This window comes from Microbacterium sp. NPDC087592 (assembly GCF_044743585.1).
GTDB lineage: Bacteria > Actinomycetota > Actinomycetes > Actinomycetales > Microbacteriaceae > Microbacterium.
Genome location: NZ_JBIUWT010000001.1, coordinates 1712320 through 1730243 on the forward strand (window position 1 = coordinate 1712320; position 17924 = coordinate 1730243).

At 69.9% G+C, this 17924-nt stretch carries 18 protein-coding genes; 11 read left to right on the forward strand and 7 right to left on the reverse strand.

The genetic code is table 11. The annotated features are described in order from the left end of the window. Positions 1–4 precede the first annotated feature (4 nt). From ACIOTO_RS08125 to ACIOTO_RS08140, 4 genes are all read left to right on the forward strand, one after another. Entirely contained in the window at positions 5–2137 is a 2133-nt protein-coding gene (locus ACIOTO_RS08125) for an MMPL family transporter (RefSeq protein WP_400857365.1), read from the forward strand. After that, entirely contained in the window at positions 2103–3410 is a 1308-nt protein-coding gene (locus ACIOTO_RS08130; RefSeq protein ID WP_400857367.1) for a histidine kinase, read from the forward strand. The genes ACIOTO_RS08125 and ACIOTO_RS08130 overlap by 35 nt, the downstream gene beginning before the upstream one ends. Next, entirely contained in the window at positions 3407–4030 is a 624-nt protein-coding gene (locus ACIOTO_RS08135) for a response regulator (protein WP_400857369.1), read from the forward strand. The genes ACIOTO_RS08130 and ACIOTO_RS08135 overlap by 4 nt, the downstream gene beginning before the upstream one ends. 453 nt (positions 4031–4483) lie before the next feature. Continuing rightward, positions 4484–4918 (forward strand): DUF2871 domain-containing protein, encoded by a 435-nt coding sequence (locus tag ACIOTO_RS08140; protein WP_400857370.1) that lies wholly within the window; start codon positions 4484–4486, stop codon positions 4916–4918. A 22-nt stretch (positions 4919–4940) separates the two neighbouring features. Here ACIOTO_RS08140 and cycA read toward each other — a convergent pair whose 3' ends face one another. Continuing rightward, positions 4941–6416 carry a D-serine/D-alanine/glycine transporter gene (cycA, locus tag ACIOTO_RS08145; protein WP_400857371.1) on the reverse strand — a complete coding sequence of 492 codons (1476 nt, stop codon included), beginning with the start codon at positions 6414–6416 and terminating at the stop codon, positions 4941–4943. A gap of 155 nt (positions 6417–6571) precedes the next feature. Here cycA and ACIOTO_RS08150 point away from each other — a divergent pair, with 155 nt between their 5' ends. After that, complete coding sequence (locus ACIOTO_RS08150; protein WP_400857372.1) at positions 6572–8044, forward strand: MATE family efflux transporter; 1473 nt, start codon at positions 6572–6574, stop codon at positions 8042–8044. 152 nt (positions 8045–8196) lie between these two features. Next, positions 8197–8598, forward strand: coding sequence for a hypothetical protein (locus ACIOTO_RS08155; RefSeq protein WP_400857373.1), 402 nt, complete (start codon positions 8197–8199; stop codon positions 8596–8598). Between the two features lie 4 nt (positions 8599–8602). Here ACIOTO_RS08155 and ACIOTO_RS08160 read toward each other — a convergent pair whose 3' ends face one another. Further along, positions 8603–10312 (reverse strand): AMP-binding protein, encoded by a 1710-nt coding sequence (locus ACIOTO_RS08160; RefSeq protein WP_400857374.1) that lies wholly within the window; start codon positions 10310–10312, stop codon positions 8603–8605. A 64-nt stretch (positions 10313–10376) separates the two neighbouring features. Continuing rightward, positions 10377–10844, reverse strand: a complete 468-nt coding sequence (locus tag ACIOTO_RS08165) for an Lrp/AsnC family transcriptional regulator (RefSeq protein WP_029264346.1) — start codon at positions 10842–10844, stop codon at positions 10377–10379. A 112-nt stretch (positions 10845–10956) separates the two neighbouring features. On the opposite strand from ACIOTO_RS08165, the gene ACIOTO_RS08170 reads away from it, so the two are divergent. Then, positions 10957–12198: a PLP-dependent aspartate aminotransferase family protein gene (locus ACIOTO_RS08170; protein ID WP_258134234.1), complete on the forward strand. Its 1242-nt coding sequence runs from the start codon at positions 10957–10959 to the stop codon at positions 12196–12198. Here the strand turns inward: ACIOTO_RS08170 and ACIOTO_RS08175 are convergent. Beyond that, complete coding sequence (locus ACIOTO_RS08175; RefSeq protein WP_400857376.1) at positions 12132–12617, reverse strand: acyl-CoA thioesterase; 486 nt, start codon at positions 12615–12617, stop codon at positions 12132–12134. The genes ACIOTO_RS08170 and ACIOTO_RS08175 overlap by 67 nt on opposite strands. Positions 12618–12831: 214 nt before the next feature. Here ACIOTO_RS08175 and ACIOTO_RS08180 point away from each other — a divergent pair, with 214 nt between their 5' ends. The 4 genes from ACIOTO_RS08180 to ACIOTO_RS08195 all read left to right on the forward strand — a co-directional run bounded on the left by ACIOTO_RS08180 (position 12832) and on the right by ACIOTO_RS08195 (position 16274). After that, on the forward strand, positions 12832–14259 hold the full coding sequence (locus ACIOTO_RS08180; RefSeq protein ID WP_400857377.1) for a hypothetical protein: 1428 nt from the start codon (positions 12832–12834) through the stop codon (positions 14257–14259). A 213-nt stretch (positions 14260–14472) separates the two neighbouring features. Further along, positions 14473–14979, forward strand: coding sequence for a hypothetical protein (locus tag ACIOTO_RS08185; RefSeq protein ID WP_400857378.1), 507 nt, complete (start codon positions 14473–14475; stop codon positions 14977–14979). 87 nt (positions 14980–15066) lie between these two features. Continuing rightward, complete coding sequence (locus ACIOTO_RS08190; protein WP_400857379.1) at positions 15067–15684, forward strand: ClpP family protease; 618 nt, start codon at positions 15067–15069, stop codon at positions 15682–15684. Beyond that, positions 15681–16274 (forward strand): ClpP family protease, encoded by a 594-nt coding sequence (locus ACIOTO_RS08195; protein ID WP_262002064.1) that lies wholly within the window; start codon positions 15681–15683, stop codon positions 16272–16274. The genes ACIOTO_RS08190 and ACIOTO_RS08195 overlap by 4 nt, the downstream gene beginning before the upstream one ends. A gap of 1 nt (position 16275) precedes the next feature. Here ACIOTO_RS08195 and ACIOTO_RS08200 read toward each other — a convergent pair whose 3' ends face one another. From ACIOTO_RS08200 to ribA, 3 genes are all read right to left on the reverse strand, one after another. Then, complete coding sequence (locus ACIOTO_RS08200; RefSeq protein ID WP_400857380.1) at positions 16276–16635, reverse strand: helix-turn-helix domain-containing protein; 360 nt, start codon at positions 16633–16635, stop codon at positions 16276–16278. Between the two features lie 107 nt (positions 16636–16742). Further along, positions 16743–17216 carry a MarR family winged helix-turn-helix transcriptional regulator gene (locus ACIOTO_RS08205; protein ID WP_400857382.1) on the reverse strand — a complete coding sequence of 158 codons (474 nt, stop codon included), beginning with the start codon at positions 17214–17216 and terminating at the stop codon, positions 16743–16745. A 28-nt stretch (positions 17217–17244) separates the two neighbouring features. Beyond that, complete coding sequence (gene ribA, locus ACIOTO_RS08210) at positions 17245–17904, reverse strand: GTP cyclohydrolase II (RefSeq protein ID WP_400857383.1); 660 nt, start codon at positions 17902–17904, stop codon at positions 17245–17247. Positions 17905–17924: the final 20 nt, after the last annotated feature.

Below are 17924 nucleotides of genomic sequence, written 5' to 3' on the forward strand. Positions count from 1 at the left end.
ATCCATGCTCCGCACCCTCCGCTCCCTTCCGCTGTGGCTCACCTCTCGACGCGGCGGGTGGATCTCCCTGCTGATCGCGGTGGTGGCGTTCACCGCCCTCCTCGGTGCCCTTGGTCGCGCGTCTCTGCCCGCCGGCAGCGACGTCGCCCCTCCGGACTCGGACTCCGCTCGAGCGGCGGCCCTCGCCGAGCAGTTCCCCGACGCGGACGAGCACACCGTGCTGCTGGTCGCGGCTCGAGACGACGGCGGACAGCTCGGCGACGCAGACCTCGCGGCACTCGACTCCCTCGCGGCCGACGTCGGAGCAGAGACCGGGCACGATCCGCACGGTCCGATCGTCAGCGACGACGGGGAGGCCGCGGTCGTCCAGGCGACGCTGACACTGGACGAGAACGAGAACGATGCCGCCGCGGATGCCGTGCACGACCTGCGCGACGCGGTGGCGCAGCATCCGATCGACGGTGTGACGGTGCAGGTCACGGGTGGCCCCGCGTTCGGGGTGGACGTCGCGTCCGCGTTCGACGGCGCCGACTTCACGCTGCTGATGGTGACGCTGGGGATCGTCGCACTGCTGCTCATCGTCACCTACCGCTCGCCCGTGCTGTGGATCATCCCGCTCGTGGTGGTCGCGCTCGCCGACCAGCTGGCGAACAAGGCGACGGCGGCGATCGGAGCCGGACTCGGGTTGCAGTTCGACTCCGGGATCGTGAGCGTCCTCGTCTTCGGCGCCGGGACGAACTATGCCCTGCTCCTCATCTCGCGCTACCGCGAAGAGCTCGCGCTCGACACCGACCACCGGCGCGCACTGGTCGCCGCCTGGCGTGCGACCGTGCCCGCGATCGTCGCCTCGAACGTCACCGTGGTGCTCGCTCTCTCGACGCTCGCCCTCGCGGTGATTCCCGGCACCCGCGGACTCGGGATCGCTTCGGCGGTGGGCCTGCTGATCGCGCTCGCCGCGGTGCTGCTGGTGCTTCCGCCGGCTCTCGCCGTGTGCGGCCGCCGCCTCTTCTGGCCGTTCGCCCCGCGCGTGGGCGGTGGCGCCGCGACCGGTCGAGTGTGGGGCGCCGTCGCCGAACGCGTCTCCCGGCGCCCCTGGGTGCCGCTGGTCGGTGGGCTCGCGCTGCTCGGCGTCCTCGCCGGAGGCCTCGCCGGCGTGTCCGTCGGTCTCACGCAGGTCGAGAAGTTCCGCGTCGAGTCCGAGTCGGCGGCAGGGCTCACCGTGCTCGGCGAGCACTTCCCCGCGGGCGAGGCGCAGCCGATGATCGTGATCGGTGACACGGCTGAGACCGAGGCGCTGACCGAGGCCGTCGAAGACGTGCCGGGTGTGCTCCGGGTGTCCGCGACGGGGGAGAGCGCCGACGGAGCCCTCACGCGGCTGCTCGTCGTCGGTGAACCGGCTCCGGGAACCCCCGAGAGCCTCGATCTGGTGAGCGCCGTGCGCGAGGCCGCGGTCACGGTGCCGGATGCCGACGCCGTGGTGGGTGGACCGGTCGCGGCGGATCTCGACGCCCGCGAGGGCAATCAACGCGACCTGCTGTTGATCGTCCCGCTCGTGCTCGCGGTCAGTCTGCTCGTGCTCATCGTGCTGTTGCGTTCCCTGGTGGCGCCCGTGCTGCTGCTCGCGGTGAACATCCTCAGCGCGGTCGCGGCGATCGGCGCAGGCACCTGGCTGAGCCGGGTCGTGTTCGGATGGGACGCGCTCGACCTGCAGGTCCCGCTGCTGTCGTTCCTGTTCCTGGTGGCGCTCGGCATCGACTACACGATCTTCCTGGTCCATCGGGCGCGCGTCGAGGCGCAGACGGTCGGCACGCGGCAGGGGATGGTGCGTGCGCTCACGGCGACGGGCGGCGTGATCACCAGCGCCGGCGTCGTGCTCGCGGCCGTGTTCGCCGCGCTCGGGCTGCTGCCCCTGGTCACGCTCGGACAGATCGGACTCATCGTCGGGATCGGGGTGCTCGTCGACACCTTCGTCGTGCGCACCCTGGTGGTCCCCGCGCTGTTCGCGATCGTCGGGGAGCGGATGTGGTGGCCGGGGAAGGTCGGGAGGGGCGGATCCCGCGCCGATCGGGGTGCAGATCGACCGCACGGGGGAGAATACGAGGATGCCGCAGTCGCCACCTCTCCCGACGCGGGCTGAGCGCACCGCCCGGGACGAGCGGGCGGACGGATTCCGCACCCCGCGCACGTGGGCGAGCCTGGTCGGATCCATCCGCATCGGCCAGGCCGTCATCACGGTCGTGCTGCTCGTGATCGGCGCCTGGCGTGCCGCGGTCGATGGGGTTCCGCTGCCGTGGGTCCTCGCCCTCTCGCTCGTGTTCCTCGGCTGGTACGGCGGCGGGCTGCTGCTCAGCGAGCGCACCTCGGATCGTCGTCTGGCGACCTGGTGGCTGCTCGGGCTGACGCTCATCTGGCTCGGAGCGGTCGTCGTCTCGCCCGAGTTCGTGTGGCTCGCCTTCCCGCTGTGGCTGCTGGCCGGATTCGTGATGCGACTGCGGTGGGCACTGCTGCTGAGCGCGGCGATCCTCGCGGTCGTGGTGACCGCCCCGCTGCTCCACACCGGCACCACGACCTACGCGAACGTGATCGGGCCCCTCGTGGGCGGCGTCTTCGCGCTGGGGATCTCGCGCGGGTACCTCGAGCTCGTCCGCGACGGACGGGAGCGCCGTCGACTGATCGCCTCGCTCGTCGCGACCCAGGAGGAGATGTCGGCGCTCCAGGACGAGCTCGCCCGCACCCAGCGCGAGTCCGGCGCGAGCGAGGAGCGCACCCGGGTGTCTCGCGACATCCACGACACGATCGCGCAGAGCGTGTCGTCGATCGGGATGCTGGCGCGCTCGGCGCTGGAGTCCGGCGATCCCGCGCAGAGTAACCGCGCGCTCGAGCAGATCGACGCGCTCTCCGTCGAAGGGCTGGCCGATGCGCGACGCATCGTGAACGCGCTGATGCCGGCCGAACTCGAATCCACGGCCCTCGGCGACGCGCTCGCCCGGATGCTGGAGCGCCTGATCGACGAGACCGGGATCGAGGCGACCCTGCACGCCGACGACGACCTGCCGGCGCTCGGCATCGACGCCGAGGTCGCCCTGCTGCGGACGGCGCAGTCGGCCCTCGCGAACGTCCGCTCCCACGCATCCGCGTCGCGCGTCGTGGTGACCCTGGCCGATGCCGGCGATGCGGTGCGGCTCGACATCGTCGACGACGGGATCGGGTTCGACGCGAGGCACTGGGACGCGCAGGGCGGCGTCGGCGGCCAGGGTGGCGGCTACGGACTGCGCTCGATGCGGGCACGGCTGCGGGAACTCGGCGGAGGGCTCGATGTGGAGAGCGCCCCGGGCGACGGCACCGCGCTTTCTGCGCACGTCCCGCTCGGCGGCACGGTGCAGGCGCGACGGAACGGGGGCGAAGGATGACCGCGGTACGCGTGCTGCTCGTCGACGATCACCCCATCGTCCGGGCCGGGGTGCGCTCGCTGTTCGACCGCCGCGACGACGTCGAGGTGATCGGCGAGGCGGCGTCGGGCGAAGAGGCCGTGGTGCTCGCGCGGCACCTGCATCCTGATGTCGTGCTCTGCGATCTGCGGCTCGGCGAGGGCATGGACGGCGTGCAGACGACCGCCGCGCTTCGTGCCCAGGACCCGGCTCCGGCCGTGCTGATCCTGACGACGTTCGACCGCGACGCCGAGATCCTCGGGGCGATCGAGGCGGGAGCGGCGGGCTACCTGCTCAAGGACGTCGCTCCGGACGACATCGTGCGGGCGATCCGCCAGGCCGCTTCCGGAGGACTCGTGCTCACGCCCGAGCTCAGCGCGCGCGTCGTGCAGGTCATGCGCGCCCCGCGGGTGCGCCTGACCGACCGGGAGCTCGACGTGCTCCGGCTGCTCGACACGGGCGCATCGAACCGCGAAATCGCGAAGACCCTGTTCGTGACCGAGGCCACCGTGAAGACCCACCTCGTGCACGTGTTCGAGAAGCTCGGCGCCGACAGTCGCGCCCGCGCCATCGCGATCGCCCGCGACACCGGGCTCCTCTGAGCCGTCGTCCTCAGTCCTAGGACCGCCGCAGCGGGCGGAGATCCCACATCGTGGTGCTATCGAGCACCGGCGGAGATCTGCCTGGGGGAATAGAATGTGTCATGTTACTGCGGGCGCCACTTTCAGCTACAGGGGCGGGTCGTTCCAAATTCACTCGTAGGAGCTGAGCAGATGGTCGTCGGATTCTCCATCCCCACCCTTCTCGGATCTGTGGTGATCGTCGCAGCGCTGCTGTGGTTTGTCGGTGCCGCCCTCCGGCGGCTGGTTGGCTCTCGCAGTCAGCAGGATGACCGATTCAAGTAAGGGAATCGTTTGCTCTGAGGGCCGGCGCTGATAGCAGTGTCGGCCCTCTGCGCGCCTGGTGGTCACGTCGAGCGCCGCGCATCTCAACCGTTCGATGGATCCCTGCCGAGGCCACTGCGCCGAGGCTGGAATCAGACCGAAAGGAACCCGATGCGCCGCCTCTTCTACGCCGCGTTCGCCTACATGATCGTGGGCGTCGCCTCCGGACTCTTCTACCGGGAGTTCACCAAGATCAACGACTTCCCCGAGGGGGGAGCCACGCAGCTGGGGCTCGTGCACACGCACCTGCTCGTGTTGGGCTTCGTCGTGCTGCTGATCGTCCTGCTGCTGGAGAAGGCGTTCGCGCTCTCCGAGAGCCGCCTGTTCGGCTGGTTCTTCTGGCTGTACAACGCCGGCGTCGTGCTGACGTCGGCCATGATGGTCTGGCACGGCTCGCTCACGGTGCTCGGCCAGGAGTCCTCCGCGATGATCGCCGGCATCGCGGGCCTCGGGCACATCCTCCTCAGTGCCGGGATGGTGCTGCTGTTCCTCGCCCTGCGCAAGCGCCTGTTCGTCGCGAAGCCCGCCGCGACCGTCGCGGCCTGACCTCGCTCGAGGCAGCCGGAGCTCAGTCCGTGTCCGCCTCGACCGAGTCGTCGCGCAGGTGCGCGATGTGCGCCGCGTGCCGTGCGAGATGGTTCGGCGACTTCCGCACGAACAGCCACGCCACGAACAGCAGCACGAACCAGATCGGCGTGACCAGCAGCGCGGTCAGCGTGTCGGGCTGAGTCGTCAGCGCCCACAGGACGAACACGAAGAACGCGAGCACCACGTAGACCATGAACACCCCGCCCGGCATCCGGAACGTCGACGCGGCGACCTTGTCCTTGCGGGTGCGCCGGTACACGAGGTAGCTGCACAGGAAGATCGTCCACACGAACATGAAGCACAGCGCCGAGACCGTGGTCACCATGTCGAAGGCCGTGCCGATGTCCTTGCCCGCGTAGAGCAGCACGACGCCGGAGAGCAGCAGGATGCACGAGAGGAACAGGGCGTTCTGCGGCACGCGGCGGCGCGAGAGTCGGCCGAAGATCCGCGGGGCATCCCCGTCCTGCGCGAGGCCGAACACCATGCGCGAGGTCGAGTAGATGCCGGAGTTGGCGCTCGACATCGCCGAGGTCAGCACGACCAGGTTCACGACCGTCGCCGCGATGCCGAGTCCGGCGAGGGCGAACATCGCGATGAACGGACTCTCGCCGGCGACGTACTCGGTCCACGGGGTCACCGCCATCAGCACGATGAGTGCGCCCACGTAGAACAGCAGGATGCGGATCGGGATCGCGTTGATCGCCTTCGGCAGATTGCGCTTCGGGTCCTTGGTCTCGGCGGCCGCGGTGCCGACCAGCTCGACGCCGACGAACGCGAACACCGCGATCTGGAATCCCGCGACGAAGCCCATGAAGCCGTGCGGGAACATGCCGCCGTGATCCCACAGGTTCGAGAAGCTGGCGGTCCCCGCGTCGTGCTGGAAGCCGGTGAAGATCATCACCAGGCCGGTGACGATGAGGGCGACGATCGCGACGATCTTGATCAGCGCGAACCAGAACTCCATCTCGCCGAACGCGGCGACGGTCGGCAGGTTCAGGGCGAGCAGGATCACGATCACGAGGACGCCGGGGATCCACAACGGGATGCCGGGGATGAGCGCATCCGTGTAGCCCGCGATCGCGATCACGTCGGCGACGCCGGTGACCACCCAGCAGAACCAGTAGGTCCACCCGGTGAAGAATCCCGCCCACGGCCCGAGCAGATCGCTCGCGAAGTCGCTGAACGACTTGTACTTGAGGTTCGACAGCAGCAGTTCGCCCATCGCCCGCATGACGAAGAACAGCATGAAGCCGATGATCATGTAGACGAAGATCACCGATGGTCCTGCCACCGAGATCGTCTTGCCGCTGCCCATGAACAGGCCGGTTCCGATCGCTCCACCGATCGCGAGCAGCTGGATGTGGCGGTTGCTCAGCGCTCGCCGTAGGTGCTGCTCCTCCCCATCGGCATCGACATCGGGCGTGCTTCCGGTTCCCCCCGGGTGCTGCTTCGTCACTCTCGTCCTCCGGTCTACGTCGACGGTTTGGGTCCGACGGTACCTTTCGCCTCCCCGACCGACAGAATCGAGATCGGGGATACCGCTGCGCCGAATCGATTCGATAGGCTTGTTCGAGCCCCGATCCGTCCCCCAGTTCTGCGAGCCGCTCCTTCATGGCCACCTCCCTCACCACGGGCCGCCCGTGGCGCGTCATCCTCGCTTTCTCCATCCCGCTGCTCCTCGGCAACGTGGTGCAGCAGCTGTACCAGTTCGCCGACGCGATCGTCGTCGGACGGCACCTCGGCGTCACCTCCCTCGCGGCGGTGGGCGCGACCGGCAGCCTGCTGTTCCTGCTGCTCGGTTTCGCCTGGGGTCTGACGAGCGGATTCGCGATCCCCATCGCGCAGGCCTTCGGTGCGCGGGACGATGCGGCCGTGCGCCGCTCGGTGGCCACGGGTGTGTTCCTCAGTGCCATCACGAGCGTGATCCTGACGGTCGCAGCCCCCCTCCTCGCCGGCCCGATCCTCACCCTGCTGCAGACGCCTCCGGAGCTGATGGCCGAAGCCACGATCTTCACGCAGATCAGCTTCCTCGGTGCCGGCGCGACGATGTTCTTCAACTACCTCTCCGCGATCATCCGCGCAATCGGCGACTCCAAGACGCCGCTGGTGTTCCTCACCGTCTCGTGCGTGCTGAACGTCGGGCTCGTCGTGCTGATGGTCGGTCCCCTCGAGTGGGGTGTCGGCGGCGCCGCGCTCGCGACCGTGGTCGCGCAGGCCGTCTCGGTGGCACTGTGCCTCGAGTTCGTCCGCCGACGCCTGCCGATGCTGCACCTGCGTCGTGCCGACTGGCGGATCACCGCAGGCGACATCGCCGAGCACCTGCGCCTCGGCCTGCCCATGGGCTTCCAGGCGTCGATCATCGCGATCGGCACACTCACGGTGCAGGTCGCGCTGAACACCCTCGGGGCCGACGCCGTCGCCGCCTACACGACCGGTTCCCGGGTCGACAGCCTCGCGGTCGCGCTGCTGTCGTCGCTGGGCCTCGCGGTCTCGATGTACGCCGCGCAGAACCACGGCGGCCGCCGCCCCGACCGCATCCGTCGCGGAGTCGTCGAGGCGACCTGGATGGCGGTCGCCGCCGGTGTGGTGCTCGGTGGCCTGCTGATCGCGTTCGGCGCGCCGATGGTGCGACTGTTCATCGGTGCGGGGTCGGACGACGTCGTCGACATGGCCCACCGGATGCTCATCATCAACGGCTGCGGCTACTGGGCGCTGGGCATGCTGTTCGTGCTGCGCGGCGCACTGCAGGGACTCGGCCACACTCTCGTGCCCACCGTGACCGGGGTGATCGAGCTGGTGATGCGCGTGGGGGCGGCCATCGTGCTGGGCGCGTGGATCGGGTTCGACGGCGTCGCGCTGAGCAACCCACTCGCCTGGGTGGGCGCGATCGTGCTGCTGGTCCCGGCCTACGTGCGGGCACACCGCGAGCTCGGACGGCTTCCGGTCGCGCCGGCCGAGGCCACCGAGACCTCGGCGATCGCGATCGTCGGACCGACCGACGGCTCGATGGTCGTGGATGCCGTCGTCACCCAGCCGTTGCGCGTCGTCCGCCCCCGTCGTCTGCGGTGGCCGAGCCGCCGCTGAACTCTCGTCCCGTCCGATTCGGCGCCGCGAGATCTCCGTCTGCAGGATGATGCGGATGGGACTTGAGACGGATGGCCTTTCCGCGACACACTTCTAGTGTCGAGGTAGCGGAGTTTCCGCTGGACCGGGGGGTCGTCATGACGACAATGAGAGTGGCCAACGATTTGGCCGAGGTGATGGTGCCGATCGGGTACGTGGGTGCGGCCATCGCCGGTGCCTGTGCGATCGTCGCTGCGGTCGCGGTCATCCGGAGCTCTGGAGGGCTCGTCGGGGGTGCGGTCGGCGTATGGATCGTGGGCGCGCTGATGAGCTTCACCGCGTCGTTCGCGCAGCAGTGGCTGCCGTTGATATTGGCGTGCGCCTCGCTCGTGGGCATGCTCGTCATCGGCGGGGTCGTGCGGGCCATCATGAGTGCGGCCGGAGCCGGGCGGACGAACGAGGCGGCGGCCGATGCACTGCCCCGGGCGGTCTCCCCGACCACCCCGGCAGTCGTGTCGAAGCCGTCGCTCGCGACGAAGTCCGCGGCGACGGCCTCGATCCCGGTCGTGTCCTGAGCGCTCAGCGGTAGTCGCGGTCGCGGTGCTGTCCGGTCTCGTCGCCGGATCCGGCCCGTGCCGCTTCCCGCGCACGCAGCTCGACGCGGCGGATCTTGCCGGAGATCGTCTTCGGCAGCTCGGGGACGAACTCGATGATCCGCACCCACAGATGCGACGACAGGCGGTCGTGCGCGTAGGCGAAGATCGCGCGAGCCGCGTCTTCCGCGCCGTCGGTGGCATCCGGGGTCAGGCAGACGTACGCCTTCGGCACGGCCAGACGCGTGGGGTCGGGGCTCGGGATCACGGCCGCCTCGATCACCAGGTCGTGCTCGAGCAGCACCGACTCGAGTTCGAACGGGGAGATCTTGTAGTCGGAGGCCTTGAACACGTCGTCCGAGCGACCGATGTACGTGAGGTAGCCGTCGTCGTCGCGCACCGCGATGTCGCCGGTGTGGTGGAAGCCGCCCGCCCGGGACTCGGCCGTCTTCGCGGGGTCGTCGTAGTACCCGGCCATGAGTCCGAGCGGCGGCTGCGACAGGTCGAGCGCGATCTCCCCCTCGCTCTCGACGACGTCTCCGGTGACCGGGTCGAGCAGCACGACCGGGTAGCCGGGCAGCGGGCGTCCCATCGACCCGACCTTGACGGGCTGGCCGGGGGAGTTGCCGATGCAGGCCGTCATCTCGGTCTGTCCGAACCCGTCGCGGATCGTGCCGCCCCAGGCCTCGCGCACGCGGTCGATGACCTCGGGGTTCAGTGGCTCGCCCGCTCCGACGAGTTCGCGCGGCGGGTGGGTGAGACGCGCGAGGTCGGCCTGGATCAACATCCGCCACACGGTCGGCGGCGCGCAGAACGTCGACACGTGATGGGTGTCCATGACCTGCATGAGGGTGTTCGCGTCAAAGCGGTCGTAGTTGTAGACGAACACGGTCGCCTCGGCCAGGAACGGGGAGTAGAAGCTCGACCAGGCGTGCTTCGCCCAGCCGGGGGACGAGATGTTGAGGTGCACGTCGTCGGGGCGCACGCCGAGCCACCACATGGTCGAGAGGTGCCCGACCGGGTAGGAGACGTGGGTGTGCTGCACGAGCTTCGGCCGGTTCGTGGTGCCCGAGGTGAAGTAGAGCAGCGCGGTGTCGGTCGCGGCGGTCGACCCGTCGGGTTCGAAGGTGGTCGGCGCGTCGGTCGAGTCGGTGAAGCGCGCCCACTCCGCCGGGATGCCGTCGCCGACGCCGATGCGGAGGATGCCGGGGGCGATGTCCGCGAGCCGATCGGCGAGCGGGCCGAGGGTGACGACCGCGCCGGCTCGACCGTGTTCGACGCGGTATGCGAGATCGGAGGCGGAGAGCAGGGTCGAGGTCGGGATCGACACGGCGCCGATCTTCGTGATCGCCAGCATCACCTCCCACAGCTCGATCGTGTTGTTGAGCATCACGATCACGTGGTCGCCGCGGCGGATGCCGAGACCGGTGAGCCAGGCCGCGACCTGATCGGAGCGCGTCGAGAGCTCGCCGTAGGTCCAGGTGCGCAGGCTCAGGTCGGCCTCGACGATCTGCACGGCCGGCCGGTCGGGGTTCTCGCCGGCGATCACGTCGAACCACTCGAGTGCGAAGTTGAACTCGTCGACCTCAGGCCAGGCGAACCCCGCACGGGCCGCGGCGTAGTCGGTGGCGTTCGCGAAGAGGAAGTCGCGCATCTCGCGAATGGTGTGCGTGGCGGCGGTGGCGCTGCGGCTCATGGTGCTCCCTTGCTCCGGTGCGGACGTGCGTTCCATCTTCGCGCAGGTCACCCGGATCCCGGGGTCACCGCGGCAGGACGCCCGGACCGTCGCGCAGCTCGAACACGAGCTGGGTCTCGGTGCCGCGCACGACCGGGTGCACCGTGATGTGCTCCAACACGATGTCGCGGAGGGCGGTCGCGTCCTGCACCGCCACGTGCACCAGGAAGTCGTCGACTCCTGCCACATGGAAGACCTGCAGCACCCGCGGGACGCTCGCGAGTGCGTCGAACAGCGCGGTCACCTTGGCGCCGGTGTGATTGGCGAGGCGCACCTTGATGATCGCCTGCAGGGGGAAGCCGAGGGCCGCCCCGTCGATGCGGATGCGGGTGTCGCGGATCACGCCCCGCTCGCGCAGCGCCCGCACGCGGTGCGCACACGTCGACTCGGCGAGGCCGAGTCGATGCGCCAGGGCCTTGTTGGTCGTCTCGGCGTCACGGGTGAGGACCGCCAGCAGTTCGAGGTCGATCTCGTCGAGTTGCGCTTTCGCCAAGGTGCTCGCCTTTCGGATGCCGGATGCTGCACAGAATAGCGTTCAGAGGCAATTTTCTGGCGGCCTCTGTCGAGTTCCTGCGGATTCCTCGTGATTCCGGCAACGTGGAGGCATGACTGCACCGCTGCATCCCGACACCGTCGCCGTCCACAGCGGGCGCTCCGATCTAGAGGGTCTCGGGGTCCACGCGCTGCCGATCGACCTGTCGACCACGAACCCGCTGCCCGACATCGAGCGCGGAGGCGACTCCTACGAGGCCATGGCCACGGGAGGCCGGCCGCCCGCCGACGGCAGCATGGTCTACGCGCGGCTGTGGAACCCGACGGTCGCCCGCTTCGAAGAGGCGCTCGCCGAGCTCGAGCATGCCGAGGCCGCGGTGGCCTTCGCCTCGGGCATGGCCGCGATGACGGCCGTGATCCTCGCGCACACCGGCGCGACAGGTGCGCGCCACGTCGTCGCGGTGCGTCCGCTCTACGGTGGCACCGACCACCTGCTCGGGTCCGGTCTGCTCGGCGTCGAGACGACGTACTGCCACCCCGACGAGGTGGCCGCGTCCATGCGGTCCGACACCGGGCTCGTGGTCGTCGAGACCCCCGCGAACCCCACGCTCGACATCGCCGACATCGCCGACGTGGTGCGCCAGGCGGGTTCCGTGCCGGTCGTGGTCGACAACACGTTCGCGACCCCGATCCTGCAGAACCCGATCGACCTGGGCGCCGCGATGTCACTGCACAGCGCGACCAAATACCTCGGCGGCCACGGCGATGTCATCGCCGGAGTCGTCGCCTGCAGCGAAGAGACCGCGGAGGCGCTGCGCCGCGTGCGGGCGGTGACCGGGGGGCTCCTGCATCCGCTCGGGGCGTACCTGCTGCACCGCGGTCTCACCACCCTGCCGGTGCGGGTGCGGCACCAGCAGGAGAGCGCGCGGCGGGTGGTGCAGTGGCTGATCGATCGTCCCGAGGTCGCCGAGGTCTTCTATCCGGGGCTCGACGGAGACCCGCGCGGCATCCTCGAGCGGCAGATGCGCGGCACGGGCGCGATGATCGCGATGCGGATGCGGGGCGGGTTCGCCGCGGCATCCGCCGTCACGACGGCGACGACGCTGTTCACGCATGCGGTCTCGCTCGGCGGGGTCGACTCGCTGATCCAGCATCCGGCCGCGCTCACGCACCGCCCGGTGCCGCCCGAGGCACGTCCTGCCGCCGATGTGCTGCGTCTGTCGATCGGCCTCGAAGACGTCGACGATCTGATCGCCGATCTGTCTCAGGCGTTCGCGGCCGTCGCCGCTCAGAGTGAGGGAAGCCGGATCGTCCCGGTCGCGATGCGCTCGGTGGGCATCCGGTCGCGGTCGTAGGTGATCTCGCGGTAGCCGTGCGGCGTCGGCACCCCGTCTTCGTCGAGGCTGACGAACACGATCTTCTCGATCGTGAGGATGCGCCTGCGCGTGATCATGTTGCGGGCGACCGCGCGCATCGTCAATGACGTCGTGCCGAAATGCGTGGCCTGCAGGCCGATCTCGATCAGGTCGCCCTGCACCGCCGACGCCTCGAAGTTGATCTCCGAGATGTGCTTGGTGACGGCGCGGTAGTTGCCGAGCTGCACGATCGCGTAGATCGCCGCCTCCTCGTCGATCCACTTCAGCAGGCTGCCGCCGAACAGCGAGCCGTTCGCGTTGAGATCTTCGGGGCGCACCCACTTGCGGGTGCGGAAGTTGAGTCCGTCTTCCGACCACGCCGGTGGCTTCTCGTTCGCGGGTGTCTTCTGCTTCGCCATGGTCCCGAGGCTAGGTGCGTCGTGAGTCCGCGATGTTACGGCCCGTTTTCCGGGGAGCGACAGGAGCCGAGGGACCGCTTTGTGGACTCGCCACAAGAAACTGAGTCTCAGCCACTCTGGGACTTGGTTTCGAACGGCAAATCCGTGGGTTGCGTACCGGCCCGCCCATACAGTCGCCCGTGGCAACGACGCCACTGACCCCCGGGAGTCCTCGATGACGAGTACGAAACCCCACGCGCACGGCAACGGCATGCGCATCGCCGTGATCGTGCTCAGCCTGCTGTTGGCCACGATGGTGATCCTGTTCTTCGTGGTGACGAACAAGATCGCCGCCGGCGCCTCCGAACTCGCCGACGGGACCACGTCGGCGAAGAGCGGTTCGTCCGAGCTCGCGGCGGGTGCCGCCGACCTCTCGGACGGCGCCGATCAGCTCGCGGAAGGCAGCGACGACCTCGCGTCCGGCGCGGCCAGCGCGCAGGACGGCTCGCAGAAGGTGAGCGACGGGGCCACGAAGGCGGCGACCGGCGCGACGACTCTCGCGGAGGGCGCCGGAAGTCTCGCCACAGGCGCGGCCTCGGCCGTGGACGGCGCGGGCAGGGTCAGCGGGGGAGCGCAGACCGCGTTCACCGGAGCCCAGGAGCTCGCGTCGAAGATGGCGAAGGCGGATGCCGGAGCGCAGACCGTCGCGACGGGAGCAGCGAAGCTCGCGGCTGGGGTCGACGGTGCGCATCGATACACGAACGCCGTGCTCGCCGGTGCGACCACCCTGAGCGACACGTTGACCGCCGGCGTGACCCCCTCGGTGCGCACCCTCGCCCACCCCGACACGAAGACTGCCCTCCAGGGCCTCGCAGCCACCGCGCCCGGGCATTCGCAGCAGCTCGCCGACGGCCTGGCCGGTCTGCTCGCCGCCGACCCGACCAACCCGAAGCTGCAGGCGCTCGCCGCGCTCGCCGCGGGCGTCGACAAGGAAGTCGATGCGATGGCCGCACCGACGGCGGCGGCCCCGGCGCTCGCACAGGGACTCGTCGGCGCCGCAGACGGTGCGACGCGCGTCACGGCCGGTGTCGGGGCGATCGTGAACGGTGATCCCACGCAGGGGTGGCCCGGGACCGTCGCCCTCGTCGCCCCCCAGGCGGCCCCCGCCCTCGCCGCCGGGGCGCAGACCCTGAAGTCCGGCACCGCACAGCTCTCGGCGGGTGCCACCAAGCTGGCCTCGGGACTGCAGACGCTCTCTTCCGGAGCCTCCTCGCTGTACGCCGGAACCTCGAACCTCAGCGCCGGTGCGACCCGGCTGAACGACGGCGCGACCACGCTGGCCACCGGTATGGGCACGCTGCAGTCCGGAGCCGGTGATCTCGACGCGGGCATCGGAAAGCTGGCCGTCGGAGCCGATGCCGTGGCGCAGGGGTCGGGAGACCTCGCCGCGGGTGGCGACAAGCTCGAAGCCGGAGCCGCCGACCTCGCCGAGGGCAACGGCCTGATCGCGGAAGGATCCGGGACGCTCGCCACCGCGACGGCCGGAGCCGCGCCGTCGATCCTGCCCTGGATCCTCGGCATCGCGTTGGCCGGACTCGTCGCGATCGGCTTCTGGGTCGGCCACCGCGTCAGCCACCGTCGATCCCTGGCGCTGGCCGCCTGACCCCCACCCCACCCATCCCCCTGCCCTGAGCGGGTGCCGCCCCACCGGCATCCGCTCAGGGCGCACCCGCATGCGCTGCGATCCACCGCGATTGGCGCGTCGCATCCGGAACGGGCACGATGGAATGCGGGGGAGTTTCCCGACGAGGATGCGATGCGGTTGTGTCCCGGGAAGAGGCCCCTCGCCCGTCCGCAATCGGGGAAGGATCTGTTCGTGGCTGGTCACGCGCCCGCAGGATCGACTCGGCCGCGTCGCCGCGCATGGTGGGTCATCGGGATCGTGGCGGGTTCCCTCGTCGCCCTCGTCATCGTCGCGCTGGCGATCCTGGATTCGAAGCCCGGTTTGACGACGAACGTGACGATCTCGCTGAGCTACGTCGCCGATGACGGGCAGAAATACTCCTGCACGTACGACTACAGCACTCCGGACCGGCTGCCGATGCCCGCCGACATCGCCGAGAGCATGAACTCCCGCGACTGGTCGCAAACCGGCCAGGAGATCTACGAATGGGCGAAGAGCCATCCGGCCGAGCACTGGACGACCGAGGATGATCTGCCCGCAGACGACCCCGAGTCGACACGGGCGGACGCATCCTGGAGCCTCGCGAAGGAGAAGTACGTCAGGTTTCCCCCGTGGCTGATCGATGCGGGGGAGGGGGACGAGTACGCGCTGTGGTGGGAGGCGCGCGCGGGCAGCAACTGCGAAGACGGCTTGCGCTGAGACGGCGTCAGGACGCATCTGCTCAGGGCAGAGCCGCTCACGGCAGAATCCGGCCGCACGCGCGAAACGGCGACGGATGCTGGGGGCATGAGCGAAGGCAACCCCTCCATCCCGCAGTTCGGCCCTGAGGCCCGGCGCGCACTGTTCCACGAGCGCGTGCTCGTGCTCGACGGTGCGCTCGACGACGACAACGGCACGCTGCTGATGACGCAGCTGCTCGCCCTGTCGGCCGAGGATCCCGTCGCCGACATCGCCCTCTGGATCCACTCACCCGGGGGCTCGGTGCCGTCGATGCTCGCGATCCGCGACATCATGCGGCTCATTCCCAATGACGTGGCGACCCTCGCCCTCGGGCTCGCCTGCAGCGCGGGGCAGTTCCTGCTCTCCGCGGGCACCCCGGGCAAGCGGCGGGCGCTGCCGCACGCGCGCATCCTCATGCATCAGGGCTCGGCCGGCATCGGGGGCTCCGCGGGCGAGATCGAGACGCAGGCCGACGACCTGCGGCACATGCGCGACACGGTGCTGGGCCTCATCTCCGCCGACACGGGGCAGCCGCACGAGCGCATCTTCGAGGACTCGCTGCACGACCGCTGGTACACCGCGACCCAGGCGCAGGACTACGGCTTCATCGACGGGATCGTGGCCTCGATCGCCGAGGTGATGCCGCGGCAACGCGCGCGCGTCGGGCTGGGGGTGACCGCATGAGCACCTACTCGATCCCCAACGTCATCGCGCAGCATCCGCGGGGGGAGCGCATCATGGACGTCTACTCCCACCTGCTCGCAGAACGCGTCATCTATCTCGGAACGGGCATCGATGCCGGTGTCGCGAACGCCCTCATCGCGCAGCTGCTGCACCTCGACGCGGACAGTCCGGAGAGCGGCATCCAGTTCTACATCAACAGCGAGGGCGGCGACCCCGGCGCGGCCCTGGCGATCTACGACACCATGCAGCACATCCGTCCGGCGATCGCGACGACCTGCGTCGGACAGGCGATCGGTCCCGCTGCGCTGCTCGTCGCCGCGGGTGCGGAGGGCCAGCGCGCCGCGCTCGCGCACGCCCGCATCGTCCTGCATCAGCCGGCCGGCCAGTCGCGCGGTGCGATCCCGGACTTGATCCTCGCGGCCGACGAGGTGGTGCGGGTGCGGTCAGACATGGAGGAGATCCTCGCGAGGCACAGCGGGCGCACGGTTGCGGAGCTCCGCGCCGACACCGACCGCGACCGGGTGTTCACGGCATCCGCGGCCCTGGACTACGGGCTCATCGACACGGTGCTCGGACCGCGGGGGCTGTGAGTCAGGCGGCGAGGGCGAAGGAGCCGCGCGACACCGACACCGACACGGCAGCGGATGCCGGCACCGCGGCCGAGCGCAGGTCATCGGCCACGGCGCTCGTGAGCTCGATCAGGCTCGTGTCGAGTGCGCCGGCGATGGCCGCGATCATCTCGCTCGACGGCTCCTTCAGCCCCCGCTCGACCTCGGAGAGGTACTGGGGCGAGACGCCCGCCTTCTCCGCGGTCTCGGTGAGGGTCTCCTCGCGCTCGTGTCGGCGGCGACGCAGCTGGTCGCCCAGCATCTGACGCCACAGCGGCTCGGGGCCGCCCGACCTCGGGCGATCGGGGCGAGGGGTGCGCGGGAACGAGATCAGGTCGGCCATGCCTCACGATAAACCGCGGCATCCGGCGGGTTCGAGCTGTTCTGCTCAGAGCAGAACAGCTGCCTGTTCAGGAGAGGAACTCGCGCACCTCGCCGCGGGTGATCGGGCTACAGCGCCGCGGTCACGCCGGGCAGGAGCTTGCCGAGGATCGCCTCGAGCTGCTCGCGTTCCTCCGCCGTGAGTGGATCGAGCACCAGTTCCCGCACCTGCTCGACGTGCACCGGGGCGGCCGTGCGCAGCATCTCGCGGCCTTCGGCGGTCAGGGTGGCCGAGAGCGTGCGCTTGTCGGAGCTGCACGAGGTGCGCTCCACCCAGCCGCGCTCCTCGAGCGAGTCGAGGGCGTGGCTCAGGCGGGAGCGGCTGAGGCCGGCGATGCGCGCGAGCTCCGTCATCGTCACGGTGCCTTCGCCCTGCCCGGCCAGCGTGACGAGGATGGCGTAGCGGGCGTGGTTGAGCCCGACCTCTTCCTTCAGGGTGCGGTCGAGCACCTGCGGCAGCAGCTGGACGAACCGGATGACGGGAAGCCATGTCGCCATCTCTCCGTCGTCGAGTCGACGCGGATGCTGTCCTGCCGCGGTCATGGTGCCCTCCTCGAGTGTCACGTCGGTGTCACGCCGCCGACAGGTCGAGCGTGTGCGCGGTGTGGTCGCGCTTGGCCTGCAGGTAACGGGAGTTCGCCTCCGACAGGTGCACCTCGGTGGGCACGCGCTCGGTGACGCGGATGCCGAGGGCTTCGAGCTGCACGGCCTTGTCGGGGTTGTTGCTCAGCAGACGGATGCCGTCGACGCCGATCGCGTTCAGCATCTGCGCGGCGACGGTGTAGTCGCGCTCGTCTTCACCGTGGCCCAGGGCGACGTTGGCCTCATACGTGTCGAGTCCGGCGTCCTGCAGCGCGTAGGCGTCGAGCTTGGCGTACAGGCCGATGCCTCGACCCTCCTGGCGCAGGTAGAGCAGGAATCCGCCCTCGTCGGCGATGCGCTCCACGGCCTCGCGGAGCTGGGGGCCGCAGTCGCAGCGCTCCGAGCCGAAGACGTCACCGGTCAGGCACTCGCTGTGCGGGCGCACGAGGGGTGCGGCGCCTCCGTCGGCCGCGCGCTCGAGTGCCGCGCGCCAGTCGCCGAGGCCGAGCAGCAGGTGCTCGCGGCCGTCGATCAGGCCGTCGAAGGTGACGACGTCGGCGGTGGTGGAGAAGCCGTCGCCGAAGCGCAGCGGCACGCGGACGCGGGTGCGCTCCGTGGCGACCGGAGCGACGGTTGAAGTTTCAATCATGTCGGGTGCAACGCGCGGCC